This is a genomic window from Leucobacter sp. HNU, from assembly GCF_047946755.1.
Classification (GTDB): Bacteria; Actinomycetota; Actinomycetes; order Actinomycetales; family Microbacteriaceae; genus Leucobacter.
Window position 1 is genome coordinate 1,008,016 of the sequence record NZ_CP178837.1, and the last position, 17,856, is coordinate 1,025,871.

At 72.3% G+C, this 17,856-nt stretch carries 18 protein-coding genes and 1 pseudogene; 9 read left to right on the forward strand and 10 right to left on the reverse strand.

Features of this window, described 5'->3' with window-relative positions; genetic code table 11:
• Positions 1 to 23: 23 nt before the first annotated feature.
• The 6 genes and pseudogenes from AB3K78_RS04905 to AB3K78_RS04930 form a co-directional block, all read right to left on the reverse strand.
• The gene (locus AB3K78_RS04905; protein ID WP_416446653.1) at positions 24 to 1,382 is read right to left on the reverse strand and encodes a PfkB family carbohydrate kinase; all 1,359 of its coding nucleotides are present in this window, start codon (positions 1,380 to 1,382) and stop codon (positions 24 to 26) included.
• A complete protein-coding gene (locus AB3K78_RS04910) occupies positions 1,379 to 2,026 on the reverse strand; it encodes a D-sedoheptulose-7-phosphate isomerase (RefSeq protein ID WP_416446655.1) in 648 nt (215 codons plus the stop codon). The genes AB3K78_RS04905 and AB3K78_RS04910 overlap by 4 nt, the downstream gene beginning before the upstream one ends.
• Positions 2,023 to 3,269, reverse strand: a pseudogene (locus tag AB3K78_RS04915) (glycosyltransferase). Before AB3K78_RS04915 ends, AB3K78_RS04910 begins: the two are co-directional and overlap by 4 nt.
• On the reverse strand, positions 3,266 to 4,279 hold the full coding sequence (locus tag AB3K78_RS04920; protein WP_416446657.1) for a glycosyltransferase: 1,014 nt from the start codon (positions 4,277 to 4,279) through the stop codon (positions 3,266 to 3,268). The pseudogene AB3K78_RS04915 and the gene AB3K78_RS04920 overlap by 4 nt, the downstream one beginning before the upstream one ends.
• Positions 4,279 to 5,361: a glycosyltransferase family 9 protein gene (locus AB3K78_RS04925; protein WP_416446659.1), complete on the reverse strand. Its 1,083-nt coding sequence runs from the start codon at positions 5,359 to 5,361 to the stop codon at positions 4,279 to 4,281. Before AB3K78_RS04925 ends, AB3K78_RS04920 begins: the two co-directional genes overlap by 1 nt.
• Positions 5,358 to 5,939 (reverse strand): D-glycero-alpha-D-manno-heptose-1,7-bisphosphate 7-phosphatase, encoded by a 582-nt coding sequence (locus AB3K78_RS04930; RefSeq protein WP_416446660.1) that lies wholly within the window; start codon positions 5,937 to 5,939, stop codon positions 5,358 to 5,360. The genes AB3K78_RS04925 and AB3K78_RS04930 overlap by 4 nt, the downstream gene beginning before the upstream one ends.
• A gap of 126 nt (positions 5,940 to 6,065) precedes the next feature.
• Here AB3K78_RS04930 and AB3K78_RS04935 point away from each other — a divergent pair, with 126 nt between their 5' ends.
• Positions 6,066 to 7,004: a glycosyltransferase family 9 protein gene (locus tag AB3K78_RS04935; protein WP_416446662.1), complete on the forward strand. Its 939-nt coding sequence runs from the start codon at positions 6,066 to 6,068 to the stop codon at positions 7,002 to 7,004.
• Here AB3K78_RS04935 and AB3K78_RS04940 read toward each other — a convergent pair.
• Complete coding sequence (locus tag AB3K78_RS04940) at positions 6,990 to 8,162, reverse strand: sigma-70 family RNA polymerase sigma factor (RefSeq protein ID WP_416446664.1); 1,173 nt, start codon at positions 8,160 to 8,162, stop codon at positions 6,990 to 6,992. The two genes, AB3K78_RS04935 and AB3K78_RS04940, sit on opposite strands and share 15 nt — an antisense overlap.
• A gap of 198 nt (positions 8,163 to 8,360) precedes the next feature.
• Here AB3K78_RS04940 and AB3K78_RS04945 point away from each other — a divergent pair, with 198 nt between their 5' ends.
• Complete coding sequence (locus AB3K78_RS04945) at positions 8,361 to 9,851, forward strand: FAD-dependent oxidoreductase (protein WP_416446666.1); 1,491 nt, start codon at positions 8,361 to 8,363, stop codon at positions 9,849 to 9,851.
• A gap of 61 nt (positions 9,852 to 9,912) precedes the next feature.
• On the opposite strand, the gene AB3K78_RS04950 is transcribed toward AB3K78_RS04945, so the two are convergent.
• On the reverse strand, positions 9,913 to 10,584 hold the full coding sequence (locus AB3K78_RS04950) for a DUF6766 family protein (RefSeq protein WP_416446668.1): 672 nt from the start codon (positions 10,582 to 10,584) through the stop codon (positions 9,913 to 9,915).
• Between the two features lie 355 nt (positions 10,585 to 10,939).
• On the opposite strand from AB3K78_RS04950, the gene AB3K78_RS04955 reads away from it, so the two are divergent.
• From AB3K78_RS04955 to AB3K78_RS04965, 3 genes are read left to right on the forward strand one after another with little or no spacing between them, the layout of a single operon-like run.
• Entirely contained in the window at positions 10,940 to 11,197 is a 258-nt protein-coding gene (locus AB3K78_RS04955; RefSeq protein ID WP_416446670.1) for a Rho termination factor N-terminal domain-containing protein, read from the forward strand.
• A 21-nt stretch (positions 11,198 to 11,218) separates the two neighbouring features.
• Positions 11,219 to 12,100, forward strand: coding sequence for an SDR family oxidoreductase (locus AB3K78_RS04960; protein WP_416446672.1), 882 nt, complete (start codon positions 11,219 to 11,221; stop codon positions 12,098 to 12,100).
• Between the two features lie 20 nt (positions 12,101 to 12,120).
• Positions 12,121 to 12,396 carry a hypothetical protein gene (locus AB3K78_RS04965; RefSeq protein WP_416446674.1) on the forward strand — a complete coding sequence of 92 codons (276 nt, stop codon included), beginning with the start codon at positions 12,121 to 12,123 and terminating at the stop codon, positions 12,394 to 12,396.
• 16 nt (positions 12,397 to 12,412) lie between these two features.
• Here AB3K78_RS04965 and AB3K78_RS04970 read toward each other — a convergent pair whose 3' ends face one another.
• The gene (locus AB3K78_RS04970) at positions 12,413 to 12,679 is read right to left on the reverse strand and encodes an ATP-dependent DNA ligase (RefSeq protein WP_416446675.1); all 267 of its coding nucleotides are present in this window, start codon (positions 12,677 to 12,679) and stop codon (positions 12,413 to 12,415) included.
• Positions 12,680 to 12,709: 30 nt separating this feature from the next.
• Positions 12,710 to 13,033, reverse strand: a complete 324-nt coding sequence (locus tag AB3K78_RS04975; protein WP_416446677.1) for a hypothetical protein — start codon at positions 13,031 to 13,033, stop codon at positions 12,710 to 12,712.
• 282 nt (positions 13,034 to 13,315) lie between these two features.
• Between AB3K78_RS04975 and AB3K78_RS04980 the strand changes: the two genes are divergently transcribed.
• The 4 genes from AB3K78_RS04980 to pfkB all read left to right on the forward strand — a co-directional run bounded on the left by AB3K78_RS04980 (position 13,316) and on the right by pfkB (position 17,844).
• On the forward strand, positions 13,316 to 15,127 hold the full coding sequence (locus AB3K78_RS04980; protein ID WP_416447305.1) for an amino acid transporter: 1,812 nt from the start codon (positions 13,316 to 13,318) through the stop codon (positions 15,125 to 15,127).
• Positions 15,124 to 16,047: a tRNA glutamyl-Q(34) synthetase GluQRS gene (gluQRS, locus tag AB3K78_RS04985; protein ID WP_416446679.1), complete on the forward strand. Its 924-nt coding sequence runs from the start codon at positions 15,124 to 15,126 to the stop codon at positions 16,045 to 16,047. The genes AB3K78_RS04980 and gluQRS overlap by 4 nt, the downstream gene beginning before the upstream one ends.
• Positions 16,048 to 16,138: 91 nt before the next feature.
• Positions 16,139 to 16,900, forward strand: coding sequence for a DeoR/GlpR family DNA-binding transcription regulator (locus AB3K78_RS04990; protein WP_416446681.1), 762 nt, complete (start codon positions 16,139 to 16,141; stop codon positions 16,898 to 16,900).
• Positions 16,897 to 17,844 (forward strand): 1-phosphofructokinase, encoded by a 948-nt coding sequence (gene pfkB / locus AB3K78_RS04995; RefSeq protein WP_416446683.1) that lies wholly within the window; start codon positions 16,897 to 16,899, stop codon positions 17,842 to 17,844. Before AB3K78_RS04990 ends, pfkB begins: the two co-directional genes overlap by 4 nt.
• Positions 17,845 to 17,856 lie beyond the last annotated feature (12 nt).

A 17,856-nucleotide genomic window follows, 5' to 3' on the forward strand; every position in this document is an offset into this window, starting at 1 on the left:
TCCTTGAGTCGGGGATCGACGGATCAGCCGACGCGCTCGATGGCGTCGGCGAGGCGGGTGGTGGATCGAGCGAGCTGGTACGGGAAGGTCACGGCGCGTCCGCCCCAGGTGCGCAGCAGGGGCGCCTCGGGGAGGCTCTCCGCCGTGTAGTCGCCGCCCTTGACCCAGAAATCGGGCCGCAGCTCCTGGAGCAGCCGTTCGGGGCCGTCCTCGTCGAACACCGCGACGGCATCGACGCAGGCGAGGGCGGCGAGCATCTCCCGCCGGTCCTCGGCTCCGATGATCGGCCGGCCGGGTCCTTTGAGGCGGGTGACCGACGCGTCGGAGTTCATGCAGACGATGAGGCAGTCGCCCAGCCTGCGCGCGGCCTCCAGGGTGCGCACATGGCCGGCGTGGAGCAGATCGAAGCAGCCGCCCGCGGCCACGACGGTTCCTCCGGCGCTCCGCACGGCTGCTGCGAGGGCGTTCGGGTTCTCGCTGTTCAGCGCGGCGGCGGAGCGGAGCCGGCGCATCCCGAGCGCCTGAACGCCGCCCGCGGCGAGGTACGCGCTCGCGTCGTCGACGGCCTGGGTCGCGGCTTCGGTGAGCGTGCGTCCGCGTGCCAGTGCGACGGCGGCGCTCGCCGCCAGACGGTCGCCGGCGCCGCAGGGATCGGCGTCGGGTACGGCGTCGGCGCCGATCTCGACGGGCTCGTGGCCGGTACGGTGCAGGAGGGCGCCCCGGTCTCCGAGCGTGACGAGCACGGCTTGGCTGGCGCTGCGCTCGCCCAGGGTCCGGGCCGCGGTCGCGACGTCCGGTGCGTCGCGGTCGACGCGGGTGAGCGCGGCGGCCTCGGCCAGATTCGGCGTGAGGAGTGAGACCTCCGGAACGGGAAATGCGCCGCGCGGGTGGGGGTCCCAGACGATACGTGCGCGGGATGCGCAGCGGGCGAGCGCTTCTCGCAACGCCGGATCCTCGAGGAGCCGGCGGCCGTAGTCGGAGACGACGACGGCGTCGGACGATTCGACCGCTGCGATCATGCGGGGAGAGGTCCGGGGTCGTGGCGGGGTCTCGCACGCCTCGTCGATGCGGCAGATCCCGTGCGCGGAGGTGCGAACCCGGGTCTTCGTCGGTGTGGGGGCCAGTGTGTCGCCCGCGATGATCTCGACCCCCTCCAGGTCCTCGCGGATCCGGTCGGCACCGGCGTCGTCCGCGAGCGCGGTCACGAGCACGACCTCGTGTCCGTCGTGCCGCAGCATCGCGGCCACGAGGCCGGCGCCGCCGGCGCGCGACCGGCGCGACCCGACCTCGACGACGGGCACCGGGGCATCGGGGCTGAGCCGCCGTGCGGTGCCCATCCAGTCCTGGTCGAGGAGGACGTCCCCGACGACGGTGATCCTCATCCCTCAGCACTCCCGCGGGCCAGGACCCGGGCGTCGAAGACCTCGCAGACGGCATGGATCGCCGCGAGCTGGCACTCCTGCACCTGCGGGGCGCCCCCGTCGATGCAGATCGCGTCATCGCAGACGGTCGTCAGCGGGTTCGGGCCCTCGCCGGTGAGCGCCCAGGTGGTCGCTCCGACCCGTGCGGCCGCCCGCGCGGCCTCGAGGAGATTCCGGCTCTTCCCGCTCGTGGAGATCAGGAGCACGATATCCCCGGCGCGCCCGTGGGCGGAGACCTGGCGGGCGAACACCTCGGCGAAGCCGTAGTCGTTGCCGATCGCCGTGAGGCTCGACGTCTCGGCGTTCAGCGCGATCGCCGAGTACGCCTCGCGATCCGCGCGGTATCGTCCCACCAGCTCGGCGGCGAGGTGCTGCGCCTCCGCCGCCGAACCGCCGTTGCCGGCGACGAGCAGTCGCGAACCGGTCCGGAGGCGTGCGGCCAGGTCGGCGCCCCAGGACTCCAGGTGATCGGCGTGCCGGGAGAGGCAGTCGACGGCGCGATGCAGACGACGGAAGTGCTCCAGCACCGTGCCGCCCCCGGTGCGTTCGTCCGCGGCGGGTGCCGGGGTCCGGGAGCGCTCGACGACCCGTGCCGAGGCGCTCATCGCGAGACCTCCGCGAGCGGGGCGAGTGCTTCCGGGGCCGATACGACCAGCTCGCGGTAGATCGCCTCGGTCCGTTCGCACACCTGCGTCCACGCATACTCCGATTCCACCCGCGCGCGCCCGGCGCGTCCGAGACTGCGGGCGATCCTCGGATTCCGGCGCAGGTGCTCGACGGCGTCGGCGAGCGCCGACGCGTTCCTCGGCGGCACGTGGAGGCCGGTGACGCGGTCGACGACGCTGTGCTGCAGGCCGCCGGTCGCAGCGACGATCACGGGTGTTCCGCAGGCCATGCTCTCGAGCGGCACGATGCCGAACGGCTCGTACCAGGGGTGCAGACGACCGCGTCCGCGGAGCGGAGCAGCGCGGGCATCCGGTCGCGGGGCACCCGGCCGCGCAGGTGCACCCGATCCGCGACGCCGAGGGCGCGGGCGAGGCCGGCGAGGCGGTCGCGCTCGGGATCGACGCCGTCCGGATCGTCGCCGGTGCCGACGATCTCGAGCTCCACGTCGTCGATGCCGCGCTCCGAGAGCAGCCCGAGCGCGCGGATCACGAGGTCGACGCCCTTGCGCGGCACCAGTCGTCCGACGCTGAGGAGCCGTGTCCGGGCACCCGCGGGCTCGGCCGCACCGTCCGGCCGGAACAGCTCGGGGTCGACGCCGCAGGGGGCGATCCTCGTGCGGAACTCGGGAATGCCGAGCGCCGCGAGCTCTGCGACCTCGTCGGGACAAGTGGCGATCACCGCGTCCGCGCGCCGCCCGACGAGGGGTTCGAGCCGCTCCCGCTCGGGCGGGCTCGTGTCGGCGGCGCCCTGATGACGCCGCTTCACCGAGCCGAGCGCGTGGAAGGTGTGCGCGAGCGGTGGCCGGGCGACGGGGCGAAGGAGCCGCAGTGCGCCGAGGGACGCGAGGCCGGACATCCAGAAGTGGCTGTGCACGATATCGGGCGGATCCAGCGTCCACGCGGCCGCGAGCTCGTCGGCGAGCGCCCCCATGTGCGGCAGCAGCTCGTCCTTCGGGATCCGCTCGGCGGGCCCCGCGGTGAGGTGGACCACGTCGATGCCGGGTGCGAGCGGAACCCGGGTCGGGGTCGCGGAATCGTCGCGCCGCGTGTAGACGGTGACGGTGTGACCCCGCTCGGCCAGACCGTGGGCGAGCGCGGCGACGTGCACGTTCTGCCCGCCCGCGTCGACGCTTCCCGGGGGCGCGAGAGGGTTGGCGTGCTCGGAGACCAGTGCGATTTTCATGTGGGTATCCCTTCCTCGGTGTGCGCAGCGACGCGGGGGCGGTGCGGTGCGGGTCGTGTCCGATCGCGCGGGCAGCTGAGCTGCGCGAGCACGGCGTCCCAATCGCTCAGGAAGCGGTCGAGACCGTAGTGCTCTCGGGCGAACGCGCGCGCTCTGCGGCCGCGCTCCCGCGCCTCGTCGGGGTCGGCGAGGAGCGTGCGCGCCGCGGCGAAGAGCTCCTCGGGGTCCGCCGACACGGCTCCGGCCTCGGGCGGCACCGCCCGGGGCGCCTCGGTGGTCGCGAGCGCCAGCACCGGCATGCCCATCGACATGGCCTCGAGGAGCGAGAGCCCGAGCGAGGTCCACCGGAACGGGTGCAGGTAGGCGCGGCGGCGCGCCAGCTCGGAGTGCAGCCGATCGGTCGGAAGGTCCCCCAGCACGCGGAGCCGATTGGGAGCGAGCCCGAGCGCCGCCGGCAGGCGGTCGCTGTCGATCCCGAAGCAGTCGAGACGGCCGGCATCGGAGAACCTCGGCAGCAGATCGGTGCCGGTCACGCGCCCCCGGCGCACGGGCTCGTTGATCACGACCCCGAGGGACGCCTCCTCCCCGGTATACCGGTGCCCGGGATCGGGGATCCCGTGCTCGACGACCGTGACGCGAGCGGCGCCCGTGTCCCAGGCGAGCCGGTTGAAGTGGGTGACGTGCACGATGGGGATCTCTCGCTGGTCCGCGAGCGCGTGCCGTTCGGAGACGGGGTGCCGCTTCGGGGTGTTGTGCTCGACGAACACCGCCGGAACATCGCGCCCGGGCACCCTCCCCAGGAGGCGCGTCGCCCACTCGAGCTCCTCCAAGCGCTGCAGCACGACCGCGTCGACGTCCTCGTGCCGCAGCTGCTCCGCGGGCACTTCCCGCACTCCGGACATCGTCCGTCCGAGGGGCGCGCCGTTCGGCACGGGGAGGAGATACTCGTGGCCGCCGCGCAGGAAGGAGTCCATCCACCCGCCGTGGACGTGCCAGACCATGACCCGCATCAGGCGGCTCCCTTCCGCTCGCCCGGTCCGTCCACCGCCGTCACGGCATCCCCGGCTTCCGGGCCGGCCGCGATCTCGAGCTCGAGGAGCGCCCGGACGACCTCCTCGGGGCGCACCCCGGCCAGGCAGGGGTGGCCTTCGACGGGGCAGTGGACGGCTCGGGAATCTCGGCAGGGAGCGTCCTGATCGCCGAGAATCCGGACCGGAACGCCGTGGGGGGCCCAGCGGATCGCGGGCACGACGGGGGAGAACAGGCTCACCACCGGGGTGCCGACTGCAGCGGCGAGGTGCGCGGGCCCGGTGTTGCCGCAGACGAGCGCATCGGCACCCGCCAGCACGCCGGCGAGCTCCTGCGTCGAGCAGGCTCCCGCGAGGTCGATGATCCGAGTATCGCCCCGAGCGATGCTCGCCGTCAGCGCGCGTTCCGGGAGCCCTCCGGTGAGGACCACGCGCTGTCCGAGATCGAGCAGCATGCGCGCGGCGCGACGGAACGACTCCGCCGGCCAGCGCCGGGACTCCGCCGAAGCACCCGGGTGCAGCACGACGTAGGGCCCGGCCCCCGTCAGCTCGCCCGTGTCGGGAGTCGGCAGCACGCGCAGCCTCCCGTCGTCCGGGCACGGGAATCCGGCGGCGTCCGCGATCGCGAGCGCACGCCGATGCTCGGGAATGTCCTCGGCAAGGGTCTCCCCGGGCCGCAGCCGCACGTCGAGCAGGGAGCCCGGATAGTCCGTCGACGCACCCGAGATGCGGGCGACTCCCGCGAGGCGGAGCAGGAGCGCGAGGGGCAACGGCGACTGGTGGAAGGAGGTCAGGATCACGGCCTCGTCGACGCGGGCGGAACGCAGCAGCGCGAGCAGCTCCGCGACGTGATCCTCGCTCGCCTCGGGAGGCGGCTGCGAGATCCAGGGTGCGTCCCAGACGAGTACCTCGCTCACGTCGGGCAGCAGTCGTGCGCCCGCGGCACCGCGCGGCCCGCAGAGCATGACCACCTCGGCGCGCGCTGCCACGGCCCGCACGGCGGGACCCGCGAGCAGCACATCGCCCAGGCTGTCGAGCCTCGCCACGAGCACCCGGCGGTTCATCGGCGCACCTCGACCATGGCGGGGAGGAGCAGTTCCAGCGCGCCCCGGACCGTCGCCGCGAGTAACGGAGCCGCAGCGATCTCCTCGGCGCGTGTCTGCGGCGTCGGGACGAGCACCGCGCGTGCTCCGGCGCTCCGCGCAGCGGCGATATCGGCACCGATGTCTCCGATGACGGCGACGCGGTCCACGGGGACCCCGAGCTCCGCCGCCGCCGAGAGCACCATGCCCGGAGCCGGCTTGCGGCAGCGGCACCCGTCCTCCGGAGTGTGCGGGCACACCCGCCAGACGTCGAACGGTCCGATCAGTTCGTCCACCCGCGCGTTCACCCGGCGTACCTGCGCGGCGGTCAGGCGGCCGCGCCCGATGCCCGACTGATTCGTCACGACCCCGACCGGAATCCCGAGCGCGCGGAGCCGGTCCAGGGCGTCGACCACCGTGGGCATCGGGCGCACGAGGTCCGGGTCCGCGTTGTAGGGGACGTCGGCGATGAGCGTCCCGTCGCGGTCGAAGAGGATGCCGTCGACGGATCCGGGGCCGGGCGCAGCCGTGCGGAACGGCCGGATCGAGTTCTGAGTCATACCGCCCCGATGCCCAGGAGCAGGAGGAGTAAACCCGGGCGGGGGCCCCTTGAACCGAGCAGGAGCAGTGTGTTAGGGAGGGCCGTGGGGCGTGTTTCGTGCGCGACCGACGGAACGGAGGGGAAGATGTCGACACCGGGAAGCGGGCGGCCCAACCTCGTGGTGCTGCGCGCGCTCAAGCTCGGCGATCTCCTGGTCGCCGTGCCCGCGCTCAAGGGGCTTCGCCGCCGATTCCCCGAGCACCGGATCCTCTACGCCGCCCCGGCTTGGCTGCGTCCGCTCACCGATCTCGTAGGCCCGATCGACGCGCTGCTCCCGACCCCCGGCCTGGACACGCCCGTCCCGCACCCGGAGGGAGGGGTCGACATCGCCGCGAACCTGCACGGGAACGGTCCCGACAGCCGGCTCCGACTCCGGGAGCTCGGAGCGCGACAGCGCGTCGAACACCGCTCCTCCGAGTCCTTCGGGCCCCGCTGGCGGGACGGCATGCACGAACGCGAGCGCTGGGCGCGCCTGGTCTCCGCGCACGGCGCACACGCGGACCCGCTCGACGTCGCCATCGAGCGGCCGGAGGCCCCGGCCGGCACCGCCGGGGCAGCCGTCATCCACGTCGGAGCGGCCTATGCCTCGCGGCACTGGCCCGTCGACCGCTTCGCCGCGGTCGCCCGGGGCCTGGAATCCGACGGAACCCGCGTCCTGTTCACCGGAGGCGCTCAGGACCGGGACCGCGCGCTCGCCGCCGCAGGCCTGGCGGATCTGCCGCGGTCACGGGTGCTCGCCGGGCGCGCCGGATTGCGCGAGCTCGCCGGGGTGATCGGCCACGCCGCCGTTCTCGTCTCCGTCGACACGGGCGCCGCGCACCTCGCCTCCGCGTTCGGGACGCCGTCGGCGGTCATCTTCGGCCCGGCCCCTCCGGAGGAGTGGGGGCCGCCGCCGGGTCCTCACCGGGTTCTCACCGATGCCGCCCTGCGCCGCGGCGATGCGTTCGCGGACCGGCCCGATCCCGCCCTGCTCGCGGTGACGGCAGCGGAAGCGCTGGCCGCAGCCCGCTCAGTCCGCCGCTGACAGCCTGGCGCGGAGCACCGCGAGAATCCGGGAGAGCAGGCGGGAGACCTGCATCTGGCTCACTCCGATCACCGCTGCGATCTCGGCCTGGGTCCTCTCCTGCGCGAACCGCAGCTCGACGATCCGCCGCTCCGCTTCGCTCAGGTCTCGCAGCGCCGACGCGAGCAGCAGGCGCAGCTCCGCCTGTTCGATCTCGTCGGTGTGCGCGGGAATCGCGTCCGAGAGCACCGCGTCGAACGCGCCGTCCCCCGCAGCCACGGGGGCGTCGAGCGAGAGGGCCCGCCGGTGCTCGGCGCAGCGGAGCGCCTCCTCGAGTCGCCGTTCCGGCACCCGCAGTTCCCGGGCGAGTTCGCGCGTCGTCACGACGCCTCGCTGCTGCGCGAGCTTCTCCGCGAGTTCGAGCGCCTCCAACGCCAGTTCTTGCAGGGCCCGGGGAGGCCGCACCGCCCATGACGTGTCGCGCAGGTGCCGCTTGAGTTCTCCGAGGATCGTGGGGACCGCGAAGGCGACGAGACTCGTCCCCGTTCGCGGGTCGAACCGCTGCACGGCCTTCACGAGACCCAGGTACGCGACCTGCTGCAGTTCGCGGTGCTCGGCGCCGGTGCCGCGAAACCGGTTCGCGAGCGCCTCGGCGAGGTCGAGGTGGTCGAGCACGACCCGGTTCTCGGTCCTCCGACGAACGGCGTCGGCTGCGAGCCGCGCGGATCGCAGCCGTATCAGAGTTCTCCGTTCGCGCTCGCGGTCCTGCGCGAGGTTGCGCCGACTCCGCGAATCTGCTTCGGTGCGCGCCGTCCGCCTCGTCCCGACCGGCGGAACGGGCTCGAAGCGGAGTCCGGGCTCAGTCGGGGGATCGAGCGAAACGGGGGCAGCGGCGCCCTCCGTGCGCTGCCTGGGCGTTCCGGCTTCGTCGTCCGTTGCATCCGCATCCTCCGAATCCTGGTCGTCATCGTCTGTCTCGGGAGCCGGAGCCGAGGTCGCGGGCCCCGTGGGGGTGGCACCGCCCTCGTCGGCCCAGTCCGACCCGGTCCGGTCGTCCCGGGCGGGATCGCTCTCGACATCCGGGTGGGCCGGGCCGGAGTGCCGTCGCGCAGCGTCCGGCGCCACCGTGCGGGGGCGGTCCGGTTCCGCTTCCGGGCGATTCTGCTGCTGATCCGTCATGCTGCACTCCTCACGTTCGACTCGGGCGATCCGCCCGGGTGCTTCCGAACGTACGCATCGGTGCGCTCGGGGAGCAGGGGCTTGCCGGAACCCGCGGTGTGCGGTATCTCCCGGGTTCCCGACGGACTCCTATCCGGGGAGTCCCCGAGCTGTCAACCGCCTCGTGAATGCGAGCCGCGGGCGCCTATCGTCGGCCGCATGGCTTCACTGTGGCAGTTGACGGGACCGAAGATCGACTCCGACGTCTTCTCGGGCGACCGGTGCGACGCGACGGTGGTCGGCGCCGGACTGACCGGGCTCGTGACCGCCGTGCTGCTGGCCCGCTCCGGCGCACGGGTGACCGTTCTGGAGGCGCGGAGCACGGGCGGGCTGACGACCGGGAACACGACGGGGAAACTGAGCCTGCTGCAGGGCTCGGTCTTCTCCGGGATCCGCTCGCGCTCCGGCGACGACGCGGTGCGCGCATACGGCGAGGCGAATCGCGAGGGCCAGGCCTGGATGCTCCGGCAGCTCGATGCGTGGGGGGTCGACGCCGACCGGAGGACCGCGTTCACCTACGCCTCGGGCGCCGAGGACGCGGAAACGCTCGAGCTGGAACGCGAGGCGTCCGCGATCGCGGGGATCGAGACGGATCTGACCGCCGAGCCCGGGCTGCCGTTCGAGACCTACGGCGCGCTCGTACTCGAGCAGCAGGCGCAGCTGCATCCGCTGACGGTCCTCGCACGGCTCGCCGAGGAACTGCGGAGGCGCGGCGGGCGTCTGGTCGAGAACTGCCGGGTTCGCGGGGTCGAGCACCTCGAGAGCGGAGTCCGGATCCTCTCGGATGATGGTGCGCTCGAGTCCGATGTCTGCGTGGTCGCCACGGGAACCCCCATCCTGGATCGCGGCATGTTCTTCGCCCGGCTGCGACCGATGCGCTCCTTCGCCGCGGCCTACCGCACGGACCCTCGCGCGATCCCGCAGGGGATGTACGTGTCGCTCGGGTCGCCGTCGCGCTCGCTCCGGGTCGCGGTCGGGCCCGACGGGGACGACGCGCTGGTGGTCGGAGGCGGAGGGTTCGTGCCCGGCCGGGAGAACGACACCGAGCGTCATCTGCGCATGCTCGACGAGTGGACGGGACGGTATTTCCCGGAGCCCGAGCGGATCACGGCCTGGGCCGCCCAGGACTACCGCTCCCACTCCCGGCTGCCGTTCGCCGGCGAGATGCCCGGAGGTCGCGGACGCATCTACACCGCGGCCGGCTACGGCAAGTGGGGGCTGACGAACGGCGTCGCCGCCGCGCTCACCATCGCCGCCGACGTGCTGGGCGGGCGCCTCGACTGGGCTGCCGAGCTGAGGAACCACGCGACCCGGCTCGCGGCCGTTCAGGACGCGGTCGGCGAGAATGCGAACGTGGTCGCCCGCCTCGTCTCCGGCTGGACCACGGCGGAGCTGCGCACGCTCGATTCGGCGGGACCGCCGGCCGAGGGCGAGGGCGTAGTGGTGCGCGACGGCGTCGCTCCCGTCGGCATCTCCCGGGTGGACGGCGAACTGCGGCGGGTGCCGGCGGTCTGCACGCATCTCGGCGGGGTGCTCCGTTGGAACCGTGCCGAATGCAGCTGGGACTGCCCGCTCCACGGCTCCCGGTTCAGCTCGCGCGGCGAGCGCTTGGAGGGTCCGGCCGTCGAGGACCTCGGGCAGGACGGCTGAGGCGGCCCGGTCGGCGTCCCTGGACGTCCGTGCGCGAACGCCGGGGCGCCGGGACGAGCAGCTACTCCGACTCGACGGCCGTCCGGTCGTGCGGGGTGCCGACGGGCTTCGATTCCGACGAGCCGCGCTGCCTGAGGAAGATCGAGAACGCCACCATCGATCCGACCGCCAGGAGCTCCGACTGCCAGTTCTGCAGGGTGCGGTTCCAGAAGTCGGCCGACAGCAGGTACTCTCCGAGGCTCAGGAGCGGCTGGCCGTGCTGTGCGGCCTCCTCGTTGGCCACGACGGTGCCGGCGAGCCCCTGCACCAGCCAGGAGAGCACGAAGACCGTGCCCATGACGAGCAGCAGCGAATTGCCGAGCAGCCATCGGCGCAGCCCGTCGGCCCCGGCCCAGCGCGGCGAATCGGCGCGTGCGAACCGGCCGACGAGCTGGTCCTCGTCGGTTCCCGGACCCTCGTCGCCCGGCTGCTTCGACTCCGGAGAGCCGCGCTGTACGAGCCACACCGTCGCCAAGATGAACAGGAAGAACTGGAGGTACTCGGACTGCCAGTTCTCGGCGACGTCGACGACGAAGTTCGACGATGTGACGAAATCGAGCCAGCCGATCGTCGCGGCACCGTGCTCCAGCTGATCCTCGTTGTAGTCGGCGAGCCCCGCGGCCGACTGACCTGCCAGCGCGAGCAGGAAGGCTGCGGCGAACGCCAACGACAGCGCATGATCCTTCACCCGCATGGCTACCTCCCGATCGCGACCACGGTGAACATCGCGGCGAGGCCGACGACCACGATCCCCATCCAGAGCCAGAACATCGTCTTCACCCGGCCGAGCGTAGGGAATGCGCGCTGCGATGCGCAGCCCCTTGCGCGCGTTGGTGCGGATGTGGCAGGCGGCGCGCGTGCGCTGGTGCGCGGGCGCTGGCGCGCGGGCGCTGGTGCGCACTGTAGCGATACGCCTCCGAACTGTCGAGGCCCTGCCCGACGATCGTGGACGGGCCTACCGTCGGAGGCACGACCGCGGGGCGGCACAAGCCCGCAGAGGGGCAGGGAGCCCGACCCCGGCGGCGAAGCATCGGAAGGAGAAACGCGCCATGCCGAAGTCTCAGCTGAAGGATCCCGAGCTCTACGAGCGCCTGCGGGACGAGGGAGCGTCGAAGGAGAAGGCCGCCCGCATCTCGAACGCGTCCGCGAAGGAGGGGCGATCCGCCGTCGGGCGACGCGGCGGCGAAGCCGAGGACTACGAGGACCGCACCGTGCCCGAACTCCGTGCGCGCGCGAGAGAACTCGGCCTGTCCGGGTACTCGAAGCTGCGCAAGGACGAACTCATCGACCGGCTGCGGAACCACTGAACGAGGGAGGAGCGCATCTCTATGAGCCCGAATCAGGACCCCAGGACCAAGTATCCCGTCCCGCCCTTCCCGGAGCAGCAGCAGGACCACCAGCCGGGAGCGACCGCGGCGATGCGACCCGAGCCGGATCACGGAGAGCGCAGCTATCGCGGTTCCGAACGGCTGGCCGGATCGCGGGCGCTCATCACCGGCGGAGATTCCGGTATCGGCCGAGCCGTCGCGATCGCGTTCGCTCGCGAGGGCGCCGACGTGGCGATCAGCTATCTTCCCGAGGAATCCGCCGACGCCGAGGCGACGGCCGCGGAGGTGGAGCGGGCGGGTCGCAGCTGCGTACTCCTCCCCGGGGACCTGCGCGACGAGGACGTGTGCGAGCGGGTCATCGAGCGCACGGTCGCGGGCCTCGGCGGCCTGGACCTGCTGGTCCTCAACGCCGGCGTGCAGCACCGGCGAGCTCCGAACGCTCGTCTCTCGCGCGCGGACGCGCTCGAGGTCTTCGAGACCAATCTGCTGGCGCCCCTCCTGCTCATGCGCGAGGCCGCTCCGCACCTGGAGCCCGGATCCTCGGTGATCGTGACCGCGTCGGTGCAGGCGTTCGACCCCAGTCCCGATCTGCTGGACTACGCCATGACGAAGTCGGCACTGGTGGGCTTCACACGCGCCCTCGCAGAGGAGCAGGCGGGACGCGGAGTGCGCGTCAACGCCGTGGCCCCCGGACCCATCTGGACGCCGTTGATCCCGGCCACCGGCTGGGACGAGAAGCAGCGGGAGTTCGGCGCGACTTCTCCGCTCGGGCGACCCGGGCAGCCGGCGGAGCTCGCGGGTGCCTATGTGTACCTCGCATCGGAGGACGCGTCGTACACCTCGGGCGCCGTGATCCCGGTCACCGGCGGACGGCACCTGTGAACCGGAGAGGGGAACGAGACATGCGGAATCGAGACTCGGCAGGGTCCGAACGCTCGGCCGACGGCGGAGTGTGCGACACCTGCGGCAACGCCTACGACAAGCCGTTCACGGTGACCTGGGGAGAGGAGACCCGCACGTTCGACAGCTTCGAGTGCGCCGCGCACGCGATGGCGCCGAGCTGCGCGAACTGCGGATGCCGGATCCTCGGCCACGGGGTGGAGAACCGGGAACGGCTCTATTGCTGCGCGCACTGCGCTCGCGCCGAAGGCGAGCACGCGCTCGTGGATCGTGCCTGAACGGAGCCGGCGAGCTTCAGGTGCCGGTCGGCTCCTCGACGCAGCGGAGCCCGCCCGGAGAATTGGCGAGCGCCACCATCTGCTCGATCCACTGCGGGTTGAGCTCAGGGGTCGCCTCCGAGTCGAACTCGAAGTGGATGGGGACCGTCGGGTGCAGCCAGATGCTGTGCTGCTGCCCGTCACGCGTCCAGGTGAGCACCAGGCTCTCCTGGAGGTTGAGCTTGCCGAGGATCACCGTGCGCAGGTGGGTGAGCAGGCGGTCGTCGAAGGCGAAGCTCTCCATGCCGCTGTAGTGGAGGTATCCCATGGCGGACTAGGGGTGCTCTCGCTGGTGCTGGTCGGCCTCGTCCTCGGACATCACCACGAGTCCGCGGGCGGTGTGGGAGTAGTCGGTCAGGACATCGATCCAGTGCCGGTTCAGCCGCGGAGGACGGCCGCCGGAGAACCGGAAGACCAGCGGAATGTTCGGGGCGAGCCAGATCGACAGGCGGCCTCCGCCGCGTTCCACGGGCTGCACCCAGCTCATGAGGAAGCTCTCCTGTCGACGCAGTTTGGTCGTGATTGCCACCTTGAGGTGTGCGAGGGTCCGGTCCTCGAACTCGTACTCCTGAGTAGCGCCGTATATGAGGTAACCCATGCATGCATGCTGGCACGTTCTCCGCGGGAAGGCGAGGGGTTGACACCGGCGAGTTCCCGGAAGCGCGCCCACTTGCGAGCGAGGGCTGGCGCCGACGGGGCGAAACTGGAGTAATGTGACCGCGTGACTACGCACACTCCGCTCGAGGAGCCCTCCAGACCGGCCGACGGCGCCGGCCCCCGTCTGCGGCGATGGCTGCTCACCGACACCGCAGAGAAAGCCGGCGAGCACACCGGTCCCCACGGCAAGGCCGTCGGACGCGGAGCGCCCTGGTGGCGGGTCATGTGCCTCACGGGTCTCGACTACTTCTCGACGCTCGGCTACCAGCCGGCGATCGCGGCGCTCGCGGCGGGCCTGATCGCGCCCCTCGCGACGCTGCTGCTCGTGGCGATCACCCTGTTCGGCGCGCTCCCGGTGTACCGGCGCGTGGCCCGCGAGAGTCCGACCGGAGCCGGATCGATCGCGATGCTGTCGAAGCTGCTCCCCAGGTGGGGCGGCAAGCTCGCGGTGCTCGCGCTGCTCGGCTTCGCAGCGACCGACTTCATGATCACGATGACGCTGTCGGCCGCGGACGCCACGGCGCACGCGATCGAGAACCCGTTCGCCCCCGATTTCCTGCAGGGGCAGCAGGTCGTCATCACCCTGGCGCTGCTGGCCGGGCTCGGGATCGTGTTCCTCCGCGGCTTCACGGAGGCGATCCGGATCGCGACGGTGCTCGTCGGCGGCTTCCTGCTCATCAACGCGATCGTGCTCGTCGTGGCCCTCGCGCACATCGTGCAGACCCCGCTGAAGGTGGGGGACTGGTGGACCGCGCTCACCACGCAGCACGGCGATCCGTGGATGATCATCGCGATCGCGCTCATCGTGTTCCCGAAGCTCGCGCTGGGGCTCTCGGGCTTCGAGACGGGCGTCGCGGTGATGCCGCAGATCCGCGGCGGGCAGGGCGATCCTGAAGCGAGCCTGCGCGCACGCGTCAGGGGCGCGCACCGCCTGCTGACCACCTCGGCGCTCATCATGAGCGCGTTCCTCGTCACCTCGTCCATCGCGACGGTCGTGCTGATCCCGCAGGAGGAGTTCCAGCCCGGCGGCAAGGCGAACGGACGCGCGCTCGCGTACCTCGCGCACCAGTTCCTCGGCGACGGCTTCGGCACCGTCTACGACGTGATCACCATCGCGATCCTCTGGTTCGCGGGAGCCTCGGCGATGGCGGGGCTGCTGAACCTGGTGCCGCGCTACCTGCCGCACTACGGCATGGCGCCGCGCTGGGCGCGGGCCATCCGTCCGCTCGTGATCGTCTTCACCTGCGTCGCGTTCCTCATCACGATCATCTTCCAGGCCAGCGTCGACGACCAGGGCGGCGCCTACGCCACCGGCGTGCTGGTGCTGATGACCTCGGCCGCGGTCGCGGTGACGCTGTCCGCGCGCGGCAAGCGCGAGCGCGGCAAGACCATCGGCTTCGGGATCGTGACCCTCGTGTTCCTGTACACGACGATCGCGAACATCATCGAGCGCCCCGACGGCATCAAGATCGCCGCGTGCTTCATCCTCGGGATCCTCGTCGTGAGCTTCGTCTCGCGCGTGGTCCGCTCCATCGAGCTGCGCGCGACGACGGTGCAGCTCGACCCGCTGGTCGAGTCGTGGGTGCAGGAGGCGGTGAGTTCGGGGCGCCCGATCCAGCTCATCGCGCACGACCCGAAGCACGCGCGCCCCGAGCGCTACGCCGAGAAGTTCACGCACGCCCAGGCGGCTCACCGCTTCATCGCGGAGGACGCCTGGTTCATCGAGGTGACGATCGGCGACAGCTCGGACTTCGAGGACGAGATCTACGTGGTCGGCGATGAGCGCTACGGCCACCGTGTGCTGTCTCTGCGCGGCAGTTCGGTGCCGAACAGCCTCGCCTCGGTGCTCATCGATCTGCGGGACCGGACCGGGCAAGCCCCGCACATCTACTTCCGCTGGACCGAGGGCAATCCGGCGTCGAACTTCGCCCGCTTCCTGCTGTTCGGCGAGGGCGAGATCGCTCCGATGACCCGCGAGGTGCTGCGCATCGCGGTGCCCGACGTGACGCAGCGGCCCTGGGTGCACGTGGGATGAGCGCCGGCCGCTATGCGCCGAGCCCGTCGGGCGATCTGCACCTGGGCAATCTGCGCACCGCGCTGCTCGCCTGGCTGTTCGCCCGGTCGACCGGTCGCGGGTTCCTCATGCGGATCGAGGACCTCGACCGGGGCCGCGATGCGGGCGCCGCGGATCGTCAGCTGGAGGACCTCGCGGAGCTCGGGATCGACTGGGACGGGCCCGTCGTGCTGCAGACGGACCGCGGTGCCGACCACGATGCGGCGATCGCGGAGCTGTCCGCGCGAGGGCTCGTCTACGAGTGCACCTGCACGCGCCGGGACATCCTCGCCGCGCCGACCGCGCCGCACGCGCCCCCGGGCGCGTACCCGGGGACCTGCCGCGACCGCGACGAGGCCGAGCGCGCCGCCGCGCGCGAGCGGATCCTGCCGCGGCGTCCCGCGCTCCGGCTCCGAGTGCCCGAGGGTGCGGGGGAGCTCGCGTTCGAGGATCTGCTGATGGGCCGCGTGAGCGGCGTGGTCGACGATCTCGTGCTGCGGCGCGGGGACGGGGCCGTCGCCTACAACCTGGCGGTCGTGGTCGATGACGCCTCGATGGGGGTGGATCAGGTGGTGCGCGGCGACGATCTCGCGTCCTCCACTCCGAGGCAGATCGTGCTGCAGCGCCTGCTCGGGCTGCCGACGCCTCCCGCGGTGGAGTATGCGCACGTGCCGCTGGTGCTGGGGCCGAGCGGCGCCCGCCTCGCGAAGCGGGACGGCGCGGTCACGCTGCGTGAACTGCGGGCGGCGGGGATCGGCGCGGACCGCGTGCGCACGCAGCTGGCGGTCTCGCTGGGGTTGGCGGCACCGGGCGAGTCGGTCCCGGCAGAGCGGATCCTCGCCCGCTTCGATCCCGATCGACTGCCGAGGGATCCGTGGGTCTGGAACCCGGATCCCACATAGCAACAGAAAACCAATGTGGTTTTAGTTGCGAATCCTCCCGTTCGTGTGGCACTGTTGGGTGAACACCACGCAACGACGGGAGGAGCGTTTCGTGTACGCCGCAGAACGCCAGCAGCTGATCCTGACGTCGGCGCGCGCCGACGGCCGCGCCGAAGTGGGCGCTCTCGCCGAGCAGCTCGATGTCTCCACCGAGACGATCCGCCGGGACCTCACCGCCCTCGAACGCCGCGGCCTGCTGCAGCGCGTGCACGGCGGAGCGATCCCCGTTGACCGGGTCGAACCGGAGGTCGGACTCGACGTCCGGATCGGTCGGCGCGCTGCGGTGAAACAGCGGATCGCGCTCCGCGCCCTCGAAGAGATCCCGGCGGGCGGCACCGTGCTGCTCGACTCCGGCACGAGCACGCTCGCGATCGCGCAGGCGCTCCCGGCCGACGCGTCGTGCACCGTCATCACGAACAGCCTCATGATCGGCGCCGCCCTATCCGCGAAGCCCGGGATCGAGCTGATGCAGCTCGGCGGTCGGGTGCGCCCGGTCACCGGCGCCGCGGTCGGCCGATGGACCTGCGAGTCGCTCGCGGAACTGACCGTCGACGTCGGCTTCTTCGGCGCGAACGGTTTCGACGTGCAGCACGGGCTCACGACCCCCGACCAGGAGGAGGCCGCGGTGAAACGGGCGATGGTGCGCGCGGCGCGAACCACGGTGCTCGTCGCCGACTCCAGCAAGGCCGGACGCGCGCACCTCAACCGGTTCGCCGAGCTCGACGAGATCGACCTCCTGATCACCGACGCCGAGCTCGACGGCGACCTCGCCGAGGAGCTCCGCGCGGCCGGCCCGACGGTGGTGACCGCATGATCGTCGCCCTGACCCCGAACCCGAGCGTCGATCGCGCGGTGACGGTCGAGATGCTGGACCGGGGCCAGGTGCTCCGGGCGGACTCCTCGCGAGTGGATCCCGGCGGCAAGGGCGTCAACGTCGGCCGGGCGCTCGCGTCGATGGGCGGGGACGCGCTGGTCGTCGTTCCGTCCGGCGGCCCCGAGGGCGCGCTCTTCGACGTCCTGCTGAGTCGCACCGGAGTCGCGAGCCGGATCGTGCCGATCGCCGGGAGCACGCGCATGAACGTCAGCGTGCTGGAACCCGACGGGACCACGACGAAGCTCAACGAAGCCGGACCGACGCTCGAGCCGGCCGACATCGATGCGCTGCTCGACGCCGCGCTCGGCGATCTCGTCGCCGGCGCGTGGATCGCCGGATGCGGCAGCCTCCCGCCGGGGGCGCCGGACTCGCTCTATGCGACGCTCGTCCGCGAGGCGCGCGCCCGCGGAGCCCGGGTCGCCATCGACTCGTCGGGCCCCGCGTTCGCCGCGGCGGTGGCCGCCGTTCCGACGCTGATCAAGCCGAACCGCGAAGAGCTCGCGGAGCTGATGGGCCGACCGCTCAACACGCTCGGGGCCGTGATCGACAGCGCCGCCGAGCTCGTCGAGCGCGGCATCGAGCTCGTGGCGGTCAGCCTGGGCCGCGACGGCGCAGTGCTCGTGTCGGTCGAGGGCGCCGTGCACGCGCGCACGGTGATCTCCGACCCCGTCTCGACCGTCGGCGCGGGCGACTGCATGCTCGCCGGCCTCCTGCACGGACTCGACGGCGGCGAAGCTCCCGCCGGCGCCCTCTCCATGGGGGTCTGCTGGGGTGCGGCGGCCGTGCGGTTGCCGGGCACCGAGGTGCCCGGCCCCGCCGACCTGCTCGACCTCGAAGTGACCCTGACGAACGATCCGCAGCGCGAGCTGCCTCTCGACGACTGAGTCGGCGCACCG